Genomic DNA, 16,706 nt, shown 5'->3' on the forward strand with positions numbered 1-16,706 from the left:
GCGGTGATCCGCTCGACGTTCTCCGCCTCGTTGTACGTCGGAATGATCACCAGCACCTCACCGAGATCGGCGAAGGAGCTCTCCTGGTCAGCCGTGGTCACGTCTCTGATGCCTTTCGGGGTACAGCAGGTCAGCAGCGAGCCCGGGCGGTCGCTGTCCGGGGCCTCGGGTCCGCAGAAGTACATCGTAGAAGTACCGGAATAGCGCATGCTACGACGGCCGGGGCCCCCACGGGTCACCGGGCGCTGATCCGCCCGCCGCACCGGATAGTCTTCCTGTTCAACTTGCACACCCGTGGGTCGCGAAGCAGCCGGTCGCTCGCGTCCGCCTCGCCGCCCGCCCGCGCGCCCCTGCGCTGGTCGGAGCACCCGCGAGGTCGGACCTTGCCCGCCGGTGTCGACCGATCACGTGCGGCCCGGCCGCACTCAAGCAGGTGGAGTGGTTGTGCGGGACCTGAAGCAGCTGGTGAAGGCGTACGACGTTCGTGGTGTGGTGCCGGATCAGTGGGACGAGTCGTTGTCGTTCGCTTTCGGTGCGGCGTTCGTGCGGGTGGTGGGTGCTTCGGCGGTGGTGGTGGGGCACGACATGCGCCCCTCCTCGCCCTCGCTGTCGCGGGCGTTCGCTGAGGGTGCCGCGGCGTCGGGTGCGGATGTGGTGGAGATCGGGCTGTGCTCGACCGACCAGCTGTACTACGCGTCGGGGTCGATGGACCTGCCGGGCGCGATGTTCACCGCCTCGCACAACCCGGCCCAGTACAACGGCATCAAGCTGTGCCGCGCCGGTGCCTCACCAGTGGGCCAGGACACCGGCCTGACCGAGATCCGCGAACTCGTCGAGTCCTGGACCGCCGCGGACGACACCGTCACCGTGCCCGCCCTGGACGTGAAGCCGGGCGGGCTGTCGGCGGCGGACAGCCTGCGTGGTTACGCCGACCATCTGCTGGGGCTGGTGGACCTGAGCGCGATCCGCCCGCTGAAGGTGGTCGTCGACGCGGGCAACGGCATGGGCGGCCACACCGTCCCCACCGTCTTCGCCGGACTCCCGCTGGACCTGATCCCGATGTACTTCGAGCTGGACGGGACGTTCCCCAACCACGAGGCGAACCCGCTGGACCCCGCCAACCTGGTCGACCTGCAGGCCAAGGTCGTCGAGACCGGCGCCGACCTCGGCCTGGCCTTCGACGGCGACGCCGACCGCTGCTTCGTCATCGACGAGCGCGGCGAGCCCGTCTCCCCCTCCGCGATCACCGCCCTGGTCGCCGCCCGCGAGATCGCCCGCGCCCAGGCCGCCGGCGAGGCGAACCCCACCGTCATCCACAACCTGATCACCTCCCGCACCGTCCCCGAGGTCGTCCGCGAACTCGGCGCCACCCCCGTCCGCACCCGCGTCGGACACTCCTTCATCAAGCAGGAGATGGCCGAAACCGGCGCCGTCTTCGGCGGCGAGCACTCCGCCCACTACTACTTCCGCGACTTCTGGCGCGCCGACACCGGCATGCTCGCCGCCCTCCACGTCCTGGCCGCCCTCGGCCACCAGGACCACCCCCTCTCCGCACTCACCACCCGCTACAACCGCTACACCGAATCCGGCGAGATCAACTCCACCGTCACCGACCAACAGGCCGCGACCACCCTCGTCGCCGACCACTACGCCGACCTGCCCCACACCACCACCGACACCCTCGACGGCCTCACCATCACCACCCCCACCTGGTGGCTCAACCTCCGCGCCTCCAACACCGAACCCCTGCTACGCCTCAACGTCGAAGCCGACGACGCCACCACCATGGCCACCGTCCGCGACACCGTCCTCACCCTCATCCGCGCCTGACACCCTGACCGTTCGTCAACCGACCCAGCCGACCGGCCGCCGCCCGCCGGTCGGCTAAGGTCGGTCACTCCCGTACCACACCGAACAGGACGTGCCCATGGACCGGCTCGCCAACACCGTCCGTCCCTACCCCTGGGGATCGCTCACCGCCATCCCCGAGCTGCTGGGTGTGGAAGCGACCGGCGAACCCCAGGCGGAACTCTGGATGGGCGCCCACCCGGGCGACCCGTCGCGGGTCGACCGCGGTGAAGGGCCCGTCGCCCTGCACCGGGTGATCGAGGCCGATCCGCAGGGCGAGCTGGGTGCCGAGACGGTGGCCAGGTTCGGCCCGACCCTGCCGTTCCTGCTCAAGGTGCTGGCGGCCGGCGCGCCGCTCTCCATCCAGGCCCACCCCACCCTGGACCAGGCCCGGGCCGGGTACGCCGCCGAGGAGGCCAGGGGCATCCCGCTGAACGCCCCCGAGCGCAACTACAAGGACACCAACCACAAGCCCGAACTCATCTGCGCGCTGGACGAGTTCGAGGGGCTGTGCGGCTTCCGGCCGCCGGCCGAGACCGCCGCGCTGCTCGCCGCACTGGACGTCCCGGAGCTCACCCCGCTGGTCGAACTCCTGCACAACAAGCCGGAGTCGGAGGCGCTCAGCGAGGCCCTCCGCACCATCCTGTCCATGCCCGCCGAGACCGCCGCCACCGCCGTCGCGGCCACCGCGGCCGCCGTCGAGCGGGCCGCCGCGACCGACGACCCGACCGGCCAGTTCGCCGGATACGCCTACGCCGCACGGGAGTTCCCGGGCGACACCGGGCTGCTGACCGGGCTGCTGCTGAACCACCTGGTGCTCCAGCCGGGCGAGGCGCTCTACCTGGGCGCCGGGGTTCCGCACGGGTACCTGCGCGGCACCGGCGTCGAGATCATGGCCAACTCCGACAACGTGCTGCGCTGTGGGCTGACGCCCAAGCACGTCGACGTGGCCGAACTGCTCAAGGTGGTCGAGTTCCGGGCCGAACGGCCGGACGTGCTGCGGCCGGTGGCGGACGCGAACGGCGAGGAGCTCTACCCCGTACCGATCGACGAGTTCCGGCTCTCCCGGTACGTTCTCGACGGCACCGCGCGGGTGCTCGACGGCCGGGCCCCGCAGATCCTGCTCTGCACCCAGGGCAGCGTCCAACTCACCGGTGCGGACGGCACGTTGCTCACGCTGGCCCGCGGCGAGTCGGCCTTCCTCCCGGGGACGGGGACCGACACCGTGGTGACCGGCTCCGACGCGACCGTCTTCCGGGCCACCGTCACGCTCTGACCGGCCGGGCCCCGCCACCCGCCCGCCCCGCAGCCTGGGATCGGCGGTCCCAGGGTGAACGGTGCTCTGCCGCCCGGCTCCGGCCGGTGGAAGTCTCCTCGGTGTCAGCAGCACACCCGCACCGAGGAGTTCCCACCATGCGCGCAGTCACCGTCCGCACCTTCGGCGCCCCCGAGACCATCGAGCTCGCCGACCTCCCGCTCCCCCAGCCGGGCCCCGGCGAGCTGCGGATCCGGACCCTGGCCACCGGCGTGCACCCGGCCGACCTGGCCGTCCGCTCCGGCGCCGTGGCGCAGTACCTCCCGCCGCAGCCCTTCTACCCGCTCGGCTGGGACCTGGCGGGCGAGGTGGACGCCGTCGGCGCGGACGTGACCGGCTTCCGGCCCGGCGACCGGGTGATCGGGCTCTCGCACTGGTTCGCCACCCGCAACGGCGTCCAGGCCGAGTACGCCGTACTCGCCGCCACCGCCGTCGCCCCGGCCCCGGCCGGCGTCCCGACCGCCGTCGCGGCCGCGCTCCCACTGAACGGGCTGGCCGCCCTCCAGGCCGTCGAGGCCACCGGCCTGACCCGGGGTCAGACCCTCCTGGTGACCGGAGCCGCAGGCAACCTGGGCGGGCTGGTGATCCAACTCGCCGCCGCCCGGGGCCTCCAGGTGATCGCACTGGCCCGCCCCGAGGACCACGCGTTCGTCACCCGGTACGGCGCCCGGCACACCGATGCGGTCACTCCCGCCGAGGCGGACGCGGTGATCGACACCGCACTGCTCGGCGCGGCCGTCCTCCCCGCCCTGCGCGACGGGGCCGCCTTCGTCGCCGTCCGCCCGGGCCCGCCGATCGTCGAGCGCGGCATCCGCCACACGGTGGTCGACGTCCGTCCCGACGGAGCCCAGCTCGCCGACCTGGCCGCCATGGTGGCCGCCGGACGGCTCACCGTCCGGGTCGCCGCCGAGCACCCCTTCACCGAGGCGGCCAAGGCCCACGCCCGGCTGGAGGAGGGCGGTCTGCGGGGCGCCGTGGTCCTGGCCTTCTGACCCTCCGGTGGGCTCAGCCCTCCCCGTCGCCCCGACGCCGCCTGGCCACCACCAGGGCGCCGACGCCCAGCGCCATCGCCGCGCCGCCGGCCACCGCGATCACCGGGGCCACCGTGGAGGCACCGGTCTCGGCGAGCTCGGCGGTCCCGGTGGCCGCACTCCCCGGGGCCGGGGTCGGAGCCTGGGTCGGCACTGCGGCGGCGGCCGGGGTCCCGGCCGGGGTCTCGGCCTGGATCACGGTCGAAGCGGCGGTCGCGGTCGCCACGGTCGACGGGCTCGCCGACGGCGTGACAGCGGCGCTCGCGCCGGCACCACCGGCCGGGGTCGGCGTACCGACCGTGCTGGGTACGGCAGTTGCGGTCGGGGTGCCGACCGTCTCCCGGGCCGCGGCCGCCCGCCCCTCGGCCAGTGCCCGGTCCGCCCCCTGCTTGGCGGCGAGCGCCTGCTCCACGGCCTTGCGGGACTCACCGAGCCGACGGACCACGCCGACCCGCCAGTCGTCCACTGCCCGCTTCGCCGCCGCGTTCTCCTGCCGGGCCGGGACCAGGGCTCCCTCGGCAGCCCGGACCGCGAGGTCGGCCCGGTTCAGCTCGCGCAGCGCGGCCACCCGCTCCTCCTCGCCGCCGGTGGCGAGCACGGCCTCGACCACGGCGTAGCGGTCGGCCCGGACCCGGTCCGCAGCGGCCTTGCCGGCCTCCGCGTCCCGGAGCGCAGCCGTCGCCGTGGTCAGCCGGTCCTGCAGCGACTGCGGCACCGGGCCGTGGTCGAGCAGGGCGCCCAGCTCCAGCTCCAGGGTGCTCTGCTCGGCCTTGACCGCCTGGTACGCGGCGTCCGCCTCGGCGGCGGCCCGCTCCAGCTGGGCGACGGTGCTCTGGGCCCGGACCGCCCCGGTGGTCCCGGCGAAGGCGGGGGTGACCGAGATCGCGACCGGTGCCGAGACGGCGAGCACGGCGACTGCGGCGAGGGTGGAACGGAACTTCACGGGAGAGACCTTCTGAAGGGGGTGGAGGCAGGCAGCGGGCACTGCCCGAGGTGGGCGGCGAGGAAGCCGGCCGGGCCCGGCCCGGTGGCCGCGATGTCGGCAGGGGCAGAGCTGCACGAGCTTACGGGACGTATACAACCGATCAAAACGGGCAACGCCTCCTCGCTCCCGCCGACGGCGCCAACTGACTGTCCACGGAGCGGAATTCCGGGCATCCGACCCCGCAGTACTGCCAGGATCGCGGCCATGATCCACAATCTGCGCATCTGCTTCGTCGGCGACTCCTACGTGGCCGGCGTCGGCGACCCCCGCTTCCTGGGCTGGGCCGGGCGGCTGGCCGCCCGCACCATCAGCGCCGGACAGCCGATCACCGGCTACAACCTCGGTGTCCGGCGCCAGACTTCGGCCGACATCCTGAGCCGGTTCGAGCAGGAGTGCGTCCCCCGGCTGGAGATCGCCGACGACCCCCGGGTGGTGCTCTCCCTCGGCACCAACGACGCCACCCACGAGGACGGCCGCCCCCGGGTCGCCCCGGCGGAGTCGGCGGCCAATCTCGCGCTGCTGCTCGACCGGGCCGCCGCCCGGGGCTGGGCCACCCTGGTGGTCGCCCCGCCGCCGGTCGCCGACCTCGACCACCGGGCCCGCACCGCCCTGCTCGACGCGGAGTTCGTCGGCGTCTGCCGGGCCGCCGGCGTCCCGTACATCCAGGTCCACCAGCCGCTGAGCACCAACCCGGTCTGGCTGGAGGAGATCCGCCTCGACGACGGCGCCCACCCGGGCGCGGCCGGCTACGACGAGATCACCGCCCTGATCGCCCCGCACTGGGACACCTGGCTGGCCTCCGGCCGCTGACCGCCGCCGGGGCCAATCCGCTTGACCGGGCCACCGGTCGGCGCTGCACTGGGCGGGGCGCCACGGGGCGTGGTGCCGGTTTCGCGGGGAGGCAGCGGCAGCCATGGAGATCCGTCCAACGACCGAGCAGGACCGCGAGCTCTTCGTCGACACGATGCACGCCGCGTTCGGGCGCTTCCCGGACGCCCCGGCCGACGGCGGCGGGGGCTGGTGGTCGGCGTTCGAGATGGACCGCAACCTGTTCGCCGTGGCGGCGGACGGGCGGCCCGTCGGCACCGCGGGTGCGTACTCCTTCGAGCTCACCCTGCCCGGCGAGGTGCTGCTGCCGGTCTCCGGGGTGACGGCCGTCGGCGTGCTGCCCTCGCACCGGCGCCAGGGCGTGCTGAGCGCGATGATGCGGCATCAGCTCGCCGATCTGCGGGCCCGCGGGGAGGTCCTCTCCGTCCTGCTGGCGTCCGAGGCCCTGATCTACCGCAGGTTCGGCTACGGCCCCGCGACCTACACCCAGCGGCTCACGGTGCCGCGCCACCGGGCCGCCTTCGCCCTCCCCCGGGCCCGCGGCACGGCCGGGACTCCGGCGACCGGCTCGGTCGAGGTGCTGCGGCGGGCCGAGTGCAACGAGCTGCTGGAGCAGGTCTACGACCGGTACCGCCGCGCCCAGCCCGGCGCGCTGTCCCGGCCGCACCGCTGGTGGGCCGCCGGCGCGGGCCAGCCCCCGATCGCTCCGGCGCCGCGCTACGTCGCCGTCCACCGCGACGCCGACGGCGTCCCGGACGGCTACGCCAGCTACTCGATCGGCGAGTCCGAGACCCTGACGGTCGATGAGGCCATCGCCGCCGACGACACCGTCCTCACCGCCCTGGCCCGGTTCGTGCTCGGCCACGACCTGGTCAGCCAGGTCGTGTTCAAGCACGTCCCGCCGGAGCACCCGCTGCGCTGGCAGCTGGAGGACTTCCGGGCCGGCCAGGCGGGCGGTGACACCGACTGGCTCTGGGTACGGCTGCTGGACGTTCCGCAGGCGCTGACCGCGCGCGGCTGGTGCACCGACGGCGAGCTCGTCCTGGACGTCGACGACCCGTTCCTCGGCGAGCACGGCCGCCACCTGCTGACCGTCCGGGACGGCAAGGCCGACTGCGTCCCGACCGACCGGGAGCCCGACCTGTCCCTGGACATCAGCGACCTGGGCTCGGTCTACCTCGGCGGCACCGCCCCGAGCACGCTCGTCCGGGCCGGCCACGTCAAGGCGCACCACCCCGGCGCGGCCGCCCTCGCCGACGCCCTCTTCCGCGCCGAGCGCCCCCCGCACTGCCTGCACTGGTTCTGACGCCGGTTCTGACCGGTAGGCCCGTGCTGCCCCGGCCCGCGGGCTCAGACGAGGGCGGCGGCCAGCAGGGCGAAAGCGGCGACGATGACGGCGACGCGAAGGTAGTGGAAGCGGTCCCAGCGGTTCATCTGCTCCTTCCAGTCGGCGGGCCGGTTCTCGGGGGTCCACGCCTTGCTCCGGTTGTTGATCGGGACCAGCAGCAGGATCGACATGATCACGCTGAGGACCAGCAGGACGGCGGCGGTGACGACGAGGCCGGCCCCCTGGCCGGGCCAGCCGGCGACGGCCCAGACCCCGGCGAGGACGAGCGAGCCGATGTACCAGAACGGCATCACGGCGCCGAGCATCCGGCCCCCGTGAGCACGGCCGAGCTGGCCGCTGTCCTCGGGGAGGGCGCTGAAGATCCGGTTCATGACGAAGGCGACGGAGAACTCCACCCCCACCATCACTCCGACGACCACGACGGTGACGACCTTGAGCGCGTCCAGCATGACGACCCCTCCTGTTTTCTAGCGTTGCTAGGTGATGGAGACAACGCTAGTACTACTGCCGCTCTCTTGTCTAGCAGTGCTAGAATCGAGTCATGTCGGTACAGGAACGAAAGCAGCGCGAACGGGCGGGCCGCGAGCGCCTCATCGTGGCGACGGCCCGCGAACTCGCCGAGCAGCAGGGCTGGGAGGCGGTCACCACCCGCCGGCTCGCCGAGCGGATCGAGTACAGCCAGCCCGTCCTCTACAGCCACTTCCGCGGCAAGCGCGAGATCATCGGCGCCGTCGCCCTCCAGGGGGCCGCCGAGATGGCCGCCGCGGTGCGGGCCGCGACTGCCGCCGCGACCGGCCCGCGCGACCGGGCCGGCGCCCTCGCCCGCGCCTACCTCCACTACGCCGAGAACAACCCGGCGGTCTACGACGCCATGTTCCACCTCGACGGCGGCCTGGCCTTCGCGGAGGAGGACACCCCGGAGCCACTGAAGGACGCCTTCGCCGCCCTGCTGGAGAGCCTCACCGCCGTCGCCGGGGCCGGCGTCCACCCGGGCCTGTTCACCGAGGTCTTCTGGGCCGCCCTGCACGGACTGGCCACCCTGACCCGGGCCGGACGGCTCCCCCCGGCAGAGGCCGGCCGAAGGGTGGACCTGCTGGTCGACCGGCTCGCCGTGGTCTGACCCACCGTCCGCCCGGGCCGACGGGTCAGGTCAGGTCACGTCCCGGGTCATGTCGACGAAGCGGGAGTAGTGGCCCTGGAACGCCACCGTGATGGTGGCGGTGGGGCCGTTACGGTGCTTGGCGACGATCAGGTCGGCCTCGCCCGCGCGGGGGGACTCCTTCTCGTAGGCGTCCTCGCGGTGCAGCAGGATGACCATGTCGGCGTCCTGCTCGATCGAGCCGGACTCGCGGAGGTCGGAGACCATCGGCTTCTTGTCGGTGCGCTGCTCGGGGCCACGGTTCAGCTGGGAGAGCGCGATGACCGGCACCTCCAGCTCCTTGGCGAGGAGCTTGAGGTTTCGCGACATGTCGGAGACCTCCTGCTGTCGGTTCTCAGCCCGCTTCGAGCCGCCGGACTGCATCAGCTGGAGGTAGTCGATGACCACCAGCTTGAGGTCCGCACGCTGCTTCAGCCGGCGGCACTTGGCCCGGATCTCCATCATCGACAGGTTGGGCGAGTCGTCGATGTAGAGCGGTGCGGCCGTCACGTCCGGCATCCGGCGGGCGACCCTGGTCCAGTCGTCGTCCGTCATGTTGCCGGAGCGCATGTGGTGCAGGGCCACCCTGGCCTCGGCGGAGAGCAGGCGCATGGCGATCTCGTTCCGCCCCATTTCGAGCGAGAAGATCACGCTCGGCAGGCCGTTGGTGATCGAGCAGGCCCGGGAGAAGTCCAGCGCCAGGGTCGACTTGCCCATCGCGGGGCGGGCCGCGATGACGATCATCTGGCCGGGGTGCAGGCCGTTGGTGAGCGCGTCCAGGTCGGCGAAGCCGGTCGGGACGCCGGACATCTGGCCCTGGCGGGAGCCGATCGCCTCGATCTCGTCGAGGGCGCCCTCCATGATGTCGGCGAGCGGGGCGTAGTCCTCGCTGGTGCGCTGCTCGGTGACGGCGTAGATCTCGGCCTGGGCCGCGTTGACGATCTCGTCGACGTCGCCCTCGGCGGCGTAGCCCATGCCGGCGATCCGGGTACCGGCCTCGACCAGGCGGCGGAGCACCGCGCGCTCGTGCACGATCTGGGCGTAGTACTCGGCGTTGGCCGCCGTCGGGACGGAGTTGACCAGGGTGTGCAGGTAGCCGGGGCCGCCGACCCGGACCAGCTCGCCGCGCTTGGTCAGCTCGCTGGCGACGGTGATCGGGTCGGCCGGCTCACCGCGGGCGTAGAGGTCGAGGATCGCGCTGTGGACCAGCTCGTGGGCCGGGCGGTAGTAGTCGTGCGGCTTGAGCACCTCGACCACGTCGGCGATGGCGTCCTTGGACAGCAGCATGCCGCCCAGCACGGACTGCTCGGCCGCGAGGTCCTGCGGGGGCACCCGCTCGAAGGCGTCCGAACCGGCCCGCTCCTCGGCGGACTCGCCGGAGTCCTTGCGCTTGCTGCCGCGCTGGAAGTCGCCCTTGCCGAAGCCGCCCTTGCCGAAGCCGCCACCGCCCCCGCCCCCGCCGCTCTCGCTCTTGCGGGAGACCGGGAGCCGGTCGCCGGGGCCGTCCGGGAAGTCCGCCGGGCCCGGCGGGAAGGCGTCGTCGGACGGCTGCCAGTCGTCCTCCGGCGGTGGGGGCACGTCGTGGTCGTCGTACTGGGGGCCGGTCACGCGTCTTCCCCGATCAGCAAGTGGTGCGAATTGTTGCCAGGCGGAGCGAGTGGGGGTGGTCCTCCTTCTTACGCCACCGCACCGACAAATCGCCCGGGAGCGACCCACGCTAAGGTGCCGGAGGCCGATCGGCCAAGATGGTTATCCACAGGGGGTGTGGATGACGGGCCCATACCTGTGGAGAACTCCCGCAATCCTGTGCACAACTCTGTGGACCCCGCTGTGGACAACCCGTACGACTGTCCACTGCACCCGCCCTGACCTGGGACGACCCCTATCGGCGGCTGTGCATGAGAAATTCTTCACACAACCGCCCGGACGGCGGCCGAACGGTTCGATCCCACCACTCGCTCACCGTTGCGAGTAAGAGATCAAAGGGTCTTGCAGCCCTTACCTGTGGATGAGTAGCCTTACTGGAATGAAACCCGCCGCCGTCACCCGCCGCCGACACGACCGGGAGATCCTCGCCCTGGCGGTCCCCGCGTTCGGCGCCCTGGTCGCCGAACCGCTCTTCCTGATGGCCGACTCGGCCATCGTCGGCCACCTCGGCACCGCCCAGCTGGCGGGTGTCGGCGTCGCCACCGCCGTGCTCTCCACCGCCACCGGGGTCTTCGTCTTCCTCGCGTACGCGACCACCGCCGCGGTGGCCCGCCGGATCGGGGCGGGCGACCGCCGCGCGGCCGTCCAGCAGGGCATCGACGGCATCTGGCTGGCCCTGCTGCTCTCGGTCGGCGTGGTCGCCCTCACCCTGCTCCTGGCCCCGCAGGCCGTGGACGCGCTCGGCGCCTCGGCGACCGCCGCCCCGTACGGCGTCACCTACCTGCGGATCAGCGCCCTGGGCATCCCGGCGGTCCTGCTGGTGATGGCCGCCACCGGCGTGCTGCGCGGCCTGCAGGACACCCGGACCCCGCTCCGGGTCGCCATCGGCGGCTTCGCGGCCAACCTGCTGCTCAACCTCGGCCTGGTCTACGGCGCCGGCCTCGGCGTGGCCGGCTCGGCCTGGGGCACCGTGCTGGCACAGACCGGCATGGCCGGGGTGTACGTGCTGGTGGTGGTCCGCGGCGCGCGCCGGGAGGGTGCGGGCCTGCGGCCCGACCTGCCCGGCATCCGCGCCTGCGCGAAGGCCGGCGGCCCGCTGATGGTCCGGACGCTCAGCCTGCGCGGGGTGCTGATGGTGGCGACCGCGGTGGCCGCCACGCTGGGCGACGTGGAGGTGGCGGCCCATCAGATCGCCATGACCATCTGGATCTTCCTGGCCTTCGTGCTGGACGCGATCGCCATCGCCGGGCAGGCCATCATCGGCCGCTACCTGGGCGCCTCCGACGTCCCCGGCACCAGGGCGGCCACCCGCCGGATGATCGAGTGGGGCCTGTGCGTCGGCGTGCTGCTCGGGCTGCTGCTGGTCCTGGCCCGGCCGCTGTACGTCCCGCTGTTCAGCTCCGACCCGGTGGTCCGCCAACAGCTCTCGGACGTGCTGCTGCTGGTGGCGCTGACCGAGCCGGTGGCCGGGGTGGTGTTCGTGCTGGACGGCGTGCTGATGGGCGCCGGGGACGGCCGCTACCTGGCCTGGGCGATGCTCGGCACCTTCGCCGCGTTCGCCCCGGTGGCCCTGCTGGTGCCGGTGCTGGGCGGCGGTCTGGCCGGGCTCTGGTGGGCGATGAACCTGTTCATGCTGGTCCGGGCGGCGTTCCTCTGCCTGCGGATCAGGACCGGGCACTGGCTGGTCACCGGAGCCGTCCGGGCCTGACCGCCCGGGCCCCGGCACGCAGAGCGGCCCGGCTCCCCCGAGGGGGAACCGGGCCGTTCGGTGCTACTGCGTGGTTCAGGCAGCGACGACGGCGACGTCGAGGTTGGCCTGGACGTCGGCGTGCAGCTTGACCGAGACCTTGTGGGTGCCCACGGTCTTGATCGGCGAGCCGATCGCGACCGAGCGCTTGTCCACGGACGGGCCGCCGGCAGCCTTGACGGCAGCCACGACGTCGGCCTGGGTCACCGAGCCGAAGAGGCGGCCGGCGTCGCCGGAGCGAACGGCCAGCTTGACCTGAAGGCCCTCGAGCTGACCCTTGACCGCAGTGGCGGCCTCGATGGTCTGGATCTCGTGGATCTTGCGGGCGCGACGGATCGCGTCCACGTCCTTCTGGCCGCCCTTGGTCCAGCGGATGGCGAAGCCACGCGGGACCAGGAAGTTGCGGGCGTAGCCGTCCTTGACCTCGACGACCTCACCGGCACTGCCGAGGCCGGGGACCTCGTGAGTGAGGATGATCTTCATTCTTCGGTCACCCTCTCTTAGCGCGTGGTGGAGGTGTAGGGCAGCAGCGCCATCTCACGGCTGTTCTTCACGGCCGTGGCGACGTCGCGCTGGTGCTGGGTGCAGTTGCCGGTGACCCGGCGGGCGCGGATCTTCCCGCGGTCGGAGATGAACTTGCGGAGCAAGTTCGTGTCCTTGTAGTCAACGTAGTTGACCTTGTCCTTGCAGAAGACGCAAACCTTCTTCTTAGGCTTGCGAGCAGGCGGCTTCGCCATCATGTGCTCCTGTGGGTACGAAATCTGTCAGCATGACCGGGCTTCCGAGGGCCCGGTACGCACCGCTTTAGAACGGGGGCTCTTCCGAGAAGCCGCCGCCACCGGCCGGGGCACCCCAACCGCCGCCGCCACCCTGGTTTCCACCAGGGGCCGGAGCGCTGGAAGCCCACGGGTCGTCGGACGGAGCCGACTGGCCGCCACCGGAGTTTCCACCCCAGTTGCCGCCGGACTGGCCGCCACCGGAGTTTCCACCCCAGGAGCCGCCCTGGCCGCCGCCGCCACCCTGCTGGCCGCCGCCACCGAAGCCACTGCCGCCGCCGGGACCGCCGGAGCGGTTGGCGCGGGTGACCTTGGCGGTCGCCGAACGCAGGCTGGGACCGACCTCGTCGACCTCGACCTCGAAGACCGTCCGCTTCTCGCCTTCCTTGGTCTCGTAAGACCGCTGGCGCAGTCGGCCCTGCACGATCACGCGCATGCCGCGCTGCAGCGATTCGGCCACGTTCTCCGCCGGCTGACGCCAGACGTTGCACGTGAGGAAGAGGCTCTCGCCGTCCTTCCACTCGTTCGTCTGACGGTCGAAGGTGCGCGGGGTGGACGCGATACGGAACTTCGCGACCGCCGCACCCGACGGGGTGAAGCGCAGCTCGGGGTCGTCGACGAGATTGCCGACGAGGGTAATGACGGTCTCGCCTGCCATGGTGGTGGTGACCTCTCGGAAAGAAGTTCTGCGGTGCTCGTCCGCTGTTTCACGTGAAACAGCGGGCGTGAGCCACTGACGCCTAGGGCGTCAGAGCGTGGCTCAGTGGGTGTCCGGGCGCAGGACCTTGGTCCGCAGAACCGACTCGCTCAGGCTGAGCTGGCGGTCGAGCTCCTTGACGACCTCAGGCGTGGCCTTCAGGTCGATGACCGAGTAGATGCCCTCGGACTGCTTGTTGATCTCGTACGCCAGGCGACGACGACCCCAGGTGTCGATCTTCTCGACCTTGCCGCCACCGGTGCGGACAACGTTGAGGAAGTTCTCGATCAGCGGGGCGACAGCGCGCTCCTCGACCGAAGGGTCGAGGATGAGCATCAGCTCGTAGTGACGCATGGGTAACCCACCTCCTTTGGACTCAGCGGCCACGGTCTCTCCGTGGCAGGAGGGTTGTGCAGCGTCGGCACCGATGCGGTGGTGCCGTACCGAGAACGTAGCCCTCGGCACTGACAACCGGCCCCCAGCCCGGTGAAGGGCAGACGGGGGCACAACTACACCAGTGCAGACCGCACAGCCTACCCGCACCCGTACGGCCCAACAAAATTTAAGGGGCAAAACGCATAGGGGTTGTGATCCACCCCTCATCACCGCAATCTGGACAGAACGGCTCTTCCACCCGGGAGGTGGGCTCCATGGCACAGACCGTCCGCCGTACTCCGCCGTTCACCCTCAACACCGACGGCCACCCGCACCCGCGCGAGAACACGCTGGTCGGGATCGCCGCCGTGCTCGGCCTGCTGGCCTTCACCACCGCGTTCTTCCACAACCTGCACCTGCTCAGCTCATGGGCCGGCCTGTTCGGCATCGTGGCCGCCCTCTGGGGCCAGTTCATCTCGGTCACCACGGCGGAGCGGTTCGTGCTGATGGTGTCGCTCGGGATGGCCGGGGTCGGCTTCTATCTGGGCATGGCCCACGGCGGCCTCTACGGGGGCGTGTGAGCGGCCCCGCGCGCTGATCCGTCGGAAACGGATCCGCCCGCGCGCGTAACCTCCGGTGCCCCCGTCGCGTACATACCTGTGCACACCTTCGCGACGGGGGCACCACCATGCCTCCGGGCGGACACGGACATCCGGCCCCGAAACGGACCATTCGGGCGATAGGGTCACCACTGGACCGGCCGACCTAGGAGGAGCACCCCCGCATGAGCCTGCGCCTGAGGACGATCACCCGCGAGGAACACCTGGCGTTCATCCGGACGCGCCCGTCCGCGAGTCACATGCAGGTGCCGTCCTGGGGCGACGTCAAGTCCGAGTGGCGCACCGAGAGCATCGGCTGGATCGACGAGTCCGACCAGCTGGTCGGGGCCGGCCTGGTGCTCTACCGCCAACTGCCCAAGCTGAAGCGGTACCTGGCGTACCTGCCCGAGGGCCCGGTGATCGACTGGTTCGACCGGGACCTGGACCAGTGGCTCGAACCGATGCTGGCGCACCTCAAGTCGCAGGGCGCGTTCTCGGTGAAGATGGGCCCCCCGGTGGTGATCCGCCGGTGGAACGCGCCCACCATCAAGGAGGCGATCGCGGCCAAGCAGGCCAAGCGCCTGCGCGACCTGGAGCCGGACTGGTACGAGCCGCGCGCCTTCGAACTGGCCGACCGGCTGCGCAAGTCGGGCTGGCTCCAGGGTGAGGACGGCGGAGCCGGGTTCGGCGACGTCCAGCCCCGGTACGTGTTCCAGGTGCCGCTGGCCAACCGCTCGCTGGACGACGTGCAGAAGGGCTTCAACCAGCTCTGGCGCCGCAACATCAAGAAGGCCGAGAAGAGCGGCGTCGAGGTGGTCCAGGGCGGCTACGAGGACCTGGCGGTGTTCCACAAGCTGTACGTGGTGACCGCCGAGCGGGACCACTTCACCCCGCGTCCGCTCTCCTACTTCCAGCGGATGTGGACGGCCCTCACCGACGAGGACCCGAACCGGATGCGGCTCTACCTGGCGTACCACGAGGGCGAACCGCTGGCCGCCACCACGATGCTGACGGTCGGTGAGCACGTCTGGTACTCCTACGGCGCCTCGGCCAACCACAAGCGCGAGGTCAAGCCGTCCAACGCGGTCCAGTGGCGGATGATGCGGGACTCCTACGCGCTCGGCGCGAGCATCTACGACCTGCGCGGGATCAGCGACACGCTCGACGAGGACGACCACCTGTTCGGGCTGATCCAGTTCAAGGTCGGTACCGGCGGCCAGGCCGCCGAGTACGTCGGCGAGTGGGACTTCCCGCTCAACAAGCTGCTGCACAAGGCGCTGGACATCTACATGTCCCGCCGCTGACCGACCGCCACACCCTCGGGGAGAAGCCGATGACCTTGTCGCTGAATCTGGACACCGCCAGATGGCGGGCCCACCAGCAGTCCGTGCTGGCCGAGTACCCCGGCCTGGTGCCGGTGGCCAAGGGCAACGGCTACGGGCTCGGCAACGCCCGGCTGGCCGAGGAGGCGAACCGGCTCGGCACCGGTCTGCTGGCGGTCGGCACGGCCGACGAGGCGCGGGCGGCGGCCGGGGTCTTCGACGGCGAGCTGCTGGTGCTCACCCCGTACCGGACCGGCGAGGAGCCGCTGCCGCTCGGGGTGATCCGCACCGTGGCCCACCTGGAGGCGGCCCGGGCGCTGCCGGCCGGCTCCCGGGTGGTGGTGGAGTGCATGACCTCGATGCGGCGGCACGGCATCGCGCCCGCCGACCTGGCGCACCTGCCGACCGAGGGGATCGTGCTGGAGGGCTTCGCCCTGCACCTGCCGCTGGACCGGCCGGACGGCACCGACCCGGTGGCCGAGGTGGCCCGGTGGGTGGACGCGATCGCGGCCGCCGGGCTGCCCACCGGCACGGTCTACCTGAGCCACCTCGGCCCGGCCGACCTGGCCCGGCTGGCGCAGCGCTACCCGGCCACGGTGTTCCGGTCCCGGATCGGCACCCGGCTCTGGCTCGGCGACCCCGGCGCCCTGCAGGCCCGGGCCACCGTGATGGACGTGACCCCGGTGGCCAAGGGCGACCGGTACGGCTACCGGCAGCACCGCGCCCCCTCGGACGGGCACCTGCTGGTGGTCTCCGGCGGCACCGCGCACGGCGTCGGACTGGAGGCGCCCAAGTACGTGCACGGGATGGTGCCCCGCGCCAAGGGCCTGGCCCGGGCCGGCCTGGCCACCGTCAACCGGACGCTCTCGCCGTACTCCTGGACCGGCCGGCAGCTCTGGTTCGCCGAGCCGCCGCACATGCAGGTCAGCATCCTGTTCCTGCCCACCGGCGGCAAGCCGCCGGTGATCGGGGACGAACTGGCGCTGAACACCCGTCACACCACCACCCACTTCGACCGGGTGGTGGACGGCTAGGGCCTTTCCGGCGGAC

17 protein-coding genes are annotated in these 16,706 nt (G+C 72.0%); 10 read left to right on the top strand and 7 right to left on the bottom strand.

Going from position 1 to position 16,706, the window contains the following annotated elements:
- Positions 1-444 precede the first annotated feature (444 nt).
- The 3 genes from ABT118_RS00005 to ABT118_RS00015 all read left to right on the top strand — a co-directional run bounded on the left by ABT118_RS00005 (position 445) and on the right by ABT118_RS00015 (position 4,155).
- The gene (locus tag ABT118_RS00005) at positions 445-1,830 is read left to right on the top strand and encodes a phosphomannomutase/phosphoglucomutase (RefSeq protein ID WP_350643840.1); all 1,386 of its coding nucleotides are present in this window, start codon (positions 445-447) and stop codon (positions 1,828-1,830) included.
- Positions 1,831-1,927: 97 nt separating this feature from the next.
- Positions 1,928-3,124, top strand: a complete 1,197-nt coding sequence (manA, locus tag ABT118_RS00010) for a mannose-6-phosphate isomerase, class I (protein ID WP_350643841.1) — start codon at positions 1,928-1,930, stop codon at positions 3,122-3,124.
- A gap of 137 nt (positions 3,125-3,261) precedes the next feature.
- Positions 3,262-4,155, top strand: coding sequence for an NADP-dependent oxidoreductase (locus ABT118_RS00015; protein ID WP_350643842.1), 894 nt, complete (start codon positions 3,262-3,264; stop codon positions 4,153-4,155).
- A 13-nt stretch (positions 4,156-4,168) separates the two neighbouring features.
- Here the strand turns inward: ABT118_RS00015 and ABT118_RS00020 are convergent, their stop codons facing one another.
- Positions 4,169-5,137, bottom strand: a complete 969-nt coding sequence (locus tag ABT118_RS00020; RefSeq protein ID WP_350643843.1) for an LPXTG cell wall anchor domain-containing protein — start codon at positions 5,135-5,137, stop codon at positions 4,169-4,171.
- 246 nt (positions 5,138-5,383) lie between these two features.
- Here ABT118_RS00020 and ABT118_RS00025 point away from each other — a divergent pair, with 246 nt between their 5' ends.
- A complete protein-coding gene (locus tag ABT118_RS00025) occupies positions 5,384-5,989 on the top strand; it encodes a GDSL-type esterase/lipase family protein (protein WP_350643844.1) in 606 nt (201 codons plus the stop codon).
- Positions 5,990-6,092: 103 nt separating this feature from the next.
- Positions 6,093-7,313, top strand: a complete 1,221-nt coding sequence (locus ABT118_RS00030; protein WP_350643845.1) for a GNAT family N-acetyltransferase — start codon at positions 6,093-6,095, stop codon at positions 7,311-7,313.
- Positions 7,314-7,357: 44 nt separating this feature from the next.
- Here the strand turns inward: ABT118_RS00030 and ABT118_RS00035 are convergent, their stop codons facing one another.
- The gene (locus tag ABT118_RS00035) at positions 7,358-7,804 is read right to left on the bottom strand and encodes an anthrone oxygenase family protein (protein WP_350643846.1); all 447 of its coding nucleotides are present in this window, start codon (positions 7,802-7,804) and stop codon (positions 7,358-7,360) included.
- A 92-nt stretch (positions 7,805-7,896) separates the two neighbouring features.
- Here ABT118_RS00035 and ABT118_RS00040 point away from each other — a divergent pair, with 92 nt between their 5' ends.
- On the top strand, positions 7,897-8,475 hold the full coding sequence (locus tag ABT118_RS00040) for a TetR/AcrR family transcriptional regulator (protein WP_350643847.1): 579 nt from the start codon (positions 7,897-7,899) through the stop codon (positions 8,473-8,475).
- Positions 8,476-8,505: 30 nt separating this feature from the next.
- Here the strand turns inward: ABT118_RS00040 and dnaB are convergent, their stop codons facing one another.
- Entirely contained in the window at positions 8,506-10,071 is a 1,566-nt protein-coding gene (gene dnaB / locus ABT118_RS00045; protein WP_502884472.1) for a replicative DNA helicase, read from the bottom strand.
- Between the two features lie 448 nt (positions 10,072-10,519).
- On the opposite strand from dnaB, the gene ABT118_RS00050 reads away from it, so the two are divergent.
- Positions 10,520-11,848: an MATE family efflux transporter gene (locus ABT118_RS00050; RefSeq protein ID WP_350643849.1), complete on the top strand. Its 1,329-nt coding sequence runs from the start codon at positions 10,520-10,522 to the stop codon at positions 11,846-11,848.
- A 75-nt stretch (positions 11,849-11,923) separates the two neighbouring features.
- Here ABT118_RS00050 and rplI read toward each other — a convergent pair whose 3' ends face one another.
- The 4 genes from rplI to rpsF all read right to left on the bottom strand — a co-directional run bounded on the left by rplI (position 11,924) and on the right by rpsF (position 13,714).
- Positions 11,924-12,370 carry a 50S ribosomal protein L9 gene (rplI, locus tag ABT118_RS00055; RefSeq protein WP_350643850.1) on the bottom strand — a complete coding sequence of 149 codons (447 nt, stop codon included), beginning with the start codon at positions 12,368-12,370 and terminating at the stop codon, positions 11,924-11,926.
- Between the two features lie 17 nt (positions 12,371-12,387).
- Positions 12,388-12,624, bottom strand: a complete 237-nt coding sequence (gene rpsR / locus ABT118_RS00060) for a 30S ribosomal protein S18 (protein WP_030270170.1) — start codon at positions 12,622-12,624, stop codon at positions 12,388-12,390.
- A 67-nt stretch (positions 12,625-12,691) separates the two neighbouring features.
- Complete coding sequence (locus tag ABT118_RS00065) at positions 12,692-13,321, bottom strand: single-stranded DNA-binding protein (RefSeq protein ID WP_350643851.1); 630 nt, start codon at positions 13,319-13,321, stop codon at positions 12,692-12,694.
- 102 nt (positions 13,322-13,423) lie between these two features.
- Entirely contained in the window at positions 13,424-13,714 is a 291-nt protein-coding gene (gene rpsF, locus ABT118_RS00070; RefSeq protein WP_057228543.1) for a 30S ribosomal protein S6, read from the bottom strand.
- Between the two features lie 296 nt (positions 13,715-14,010).
- Here rpsF and ABT118_RS00075 point away from each other — a divergent pair, with 296 nt between their 5' ends.
- The 3 genes from ABT118_RS00075 (at position 14,011) to ABT118_RS00085 (ending at position 16,690) form a co-directional block, all read left to right on the top strand.
- The gene (locus ABT118_RS00075) at positions 14,011-14,316 is read left to right on the top strand and encodes a hypothetical protein (protein ID WP_350643852.1); all 306 of its coding nucleotides are present in this window, start codon (positions 14,011-14,013) and stop codon (positions 14,314-14,316) included.
- A 203-nt stretch (positions 14,317-14,519) separates the two neighbouring features.
- Complete coding sequence (locus ABT118_RS00080) at positions 14,520-15,638, top strand: lipid II:glycine glycyltransferase FemX (RefSeq protein ID WP_350643853.1); 1,119 nt, start codon at positions 14,520-14,522, stop codon at positions 15,636-15,638.
- Between the two features lie 29 nt (positions 15,639-15,667).
- The gene (locus tag ABT118_RS00085) at positions 15,668-16,690 is read left to right on the top strand and encodes an alanine racemase (protein WP_350643854.1); all 1,023 of its coding nucleotides are present in this window, start codon (positions 15,668-15,670) and stop codon (positions 16,688-16,690) included.
- The last annotated feature ends 16 nt before the right edge of the window (positions 16,691-16,706 follow it).

The organism is Kitasatospora sp. NPDC002040 (assembly GCF_040296785.1).
Classification (GTDB): domain Bacteria; phylum Actinomycetota; class Actinomycetes; order Streptomycetales; family Streptomycetaceae; genus Kitasatospora.

Bases quoted from the DNA above. Each gene is read 5' to 3' on its own strand.
- ABT118_RS00065 (WP_350643851.1), bottom strand. From the start codon at position 13,321: ATGGCAGGCGAGACCGTCATTACCCTCGTCGGCAATCTCGTCGACGAC.
- ABT118_RS00050 (WP_350643849.1), top strand. From the start codon at position 10,520: ATGAAACCCGCCGCCGTCACCCGCCGCCGACACGACCGGGAGATCCTC.
- ABT118_RS00035 (WP_350643846.1), bottom strand. From the start codon at position 7,804: ATGCTGGACGCGCTCAAGGTCGTCACCGTCGTGGTCGTCGGAGTGATG.
- ABT118_RS00040 (WP_350643847.1), top strand. From the start codon at position 7,897: ATGTCGGTACAGGAACGAAAGCAGCGCGAACGGGCGGGCCGCGAGCGC.
- manA (WP_350643841.1), top strand. From the start codon at position 1,928: ATGGACCGGCTCGCCAACACCGTCCGTCCCTACCCCTGGGGATCGCTC.
- ABT118_RS00030 (WP_350643845.1), top strand. From the start codon at position 6,093: ATGGAGATCCGTCCAACGACCGAGCAGGACCGCGAGCTCTTCGTCGAC.
- ABT118_RS00025 (WP_350643844.1), top strand. From the start codon at position 5,384: ATGATCCACAATCTGCGCATCTGCTTCGTCGGCGACTCCTACGTGGCC.
- ABT118_RS00080 (WP_350643853.1), top strand. From the start codon at position 14,520: ATGAGCCTGCGCCTGAGGACGATCACCCGCGAGGAACACCTGGCGTTC.
- ABT118_RS00015 (WP_350643842.1), top strand. From the start codon at position 3,262: ATGCGCGCAGTCACCGTCCGCACCTTCGGCGCCCCCGAGACCATCGAG.
- ABT118_RS00075 (WP_350643852.1), top strand. From the start codon at position 14,011: ATGGCACAGACCGTCCGCCGTACTCCGCCGTTCACCCTCAACACCGAC.
- rpsR (WP_030270170.1), bottom strand. From the start codon at position 12,624: ATGGCGAAGCCGCCTGCTCGCAAGCCTAAGAAGAAGGTTTGCGTCTTC.
- ABT118_RS00085 (WP_350643854.1), top strand. From the start codon at position 15,668: ATGACCTTGTCGCTGAATCTGGACACCGCCAGATGGCGGGCCCACCAG.
- rpsF (WP_057228543.1), bottom strand. From the start codon at position 13,714: ATGCGTCACTACGAGCTGATGCTCATCCTCGACCCTTCGGTCGAGGAG.
- rplI (WP_350643850.1), bottom strand. From the start codon at position 12,370: ATGAAGATCATCCTCACTCACGAGGTCCCCGGCCTCGGCAGTGCCGGT.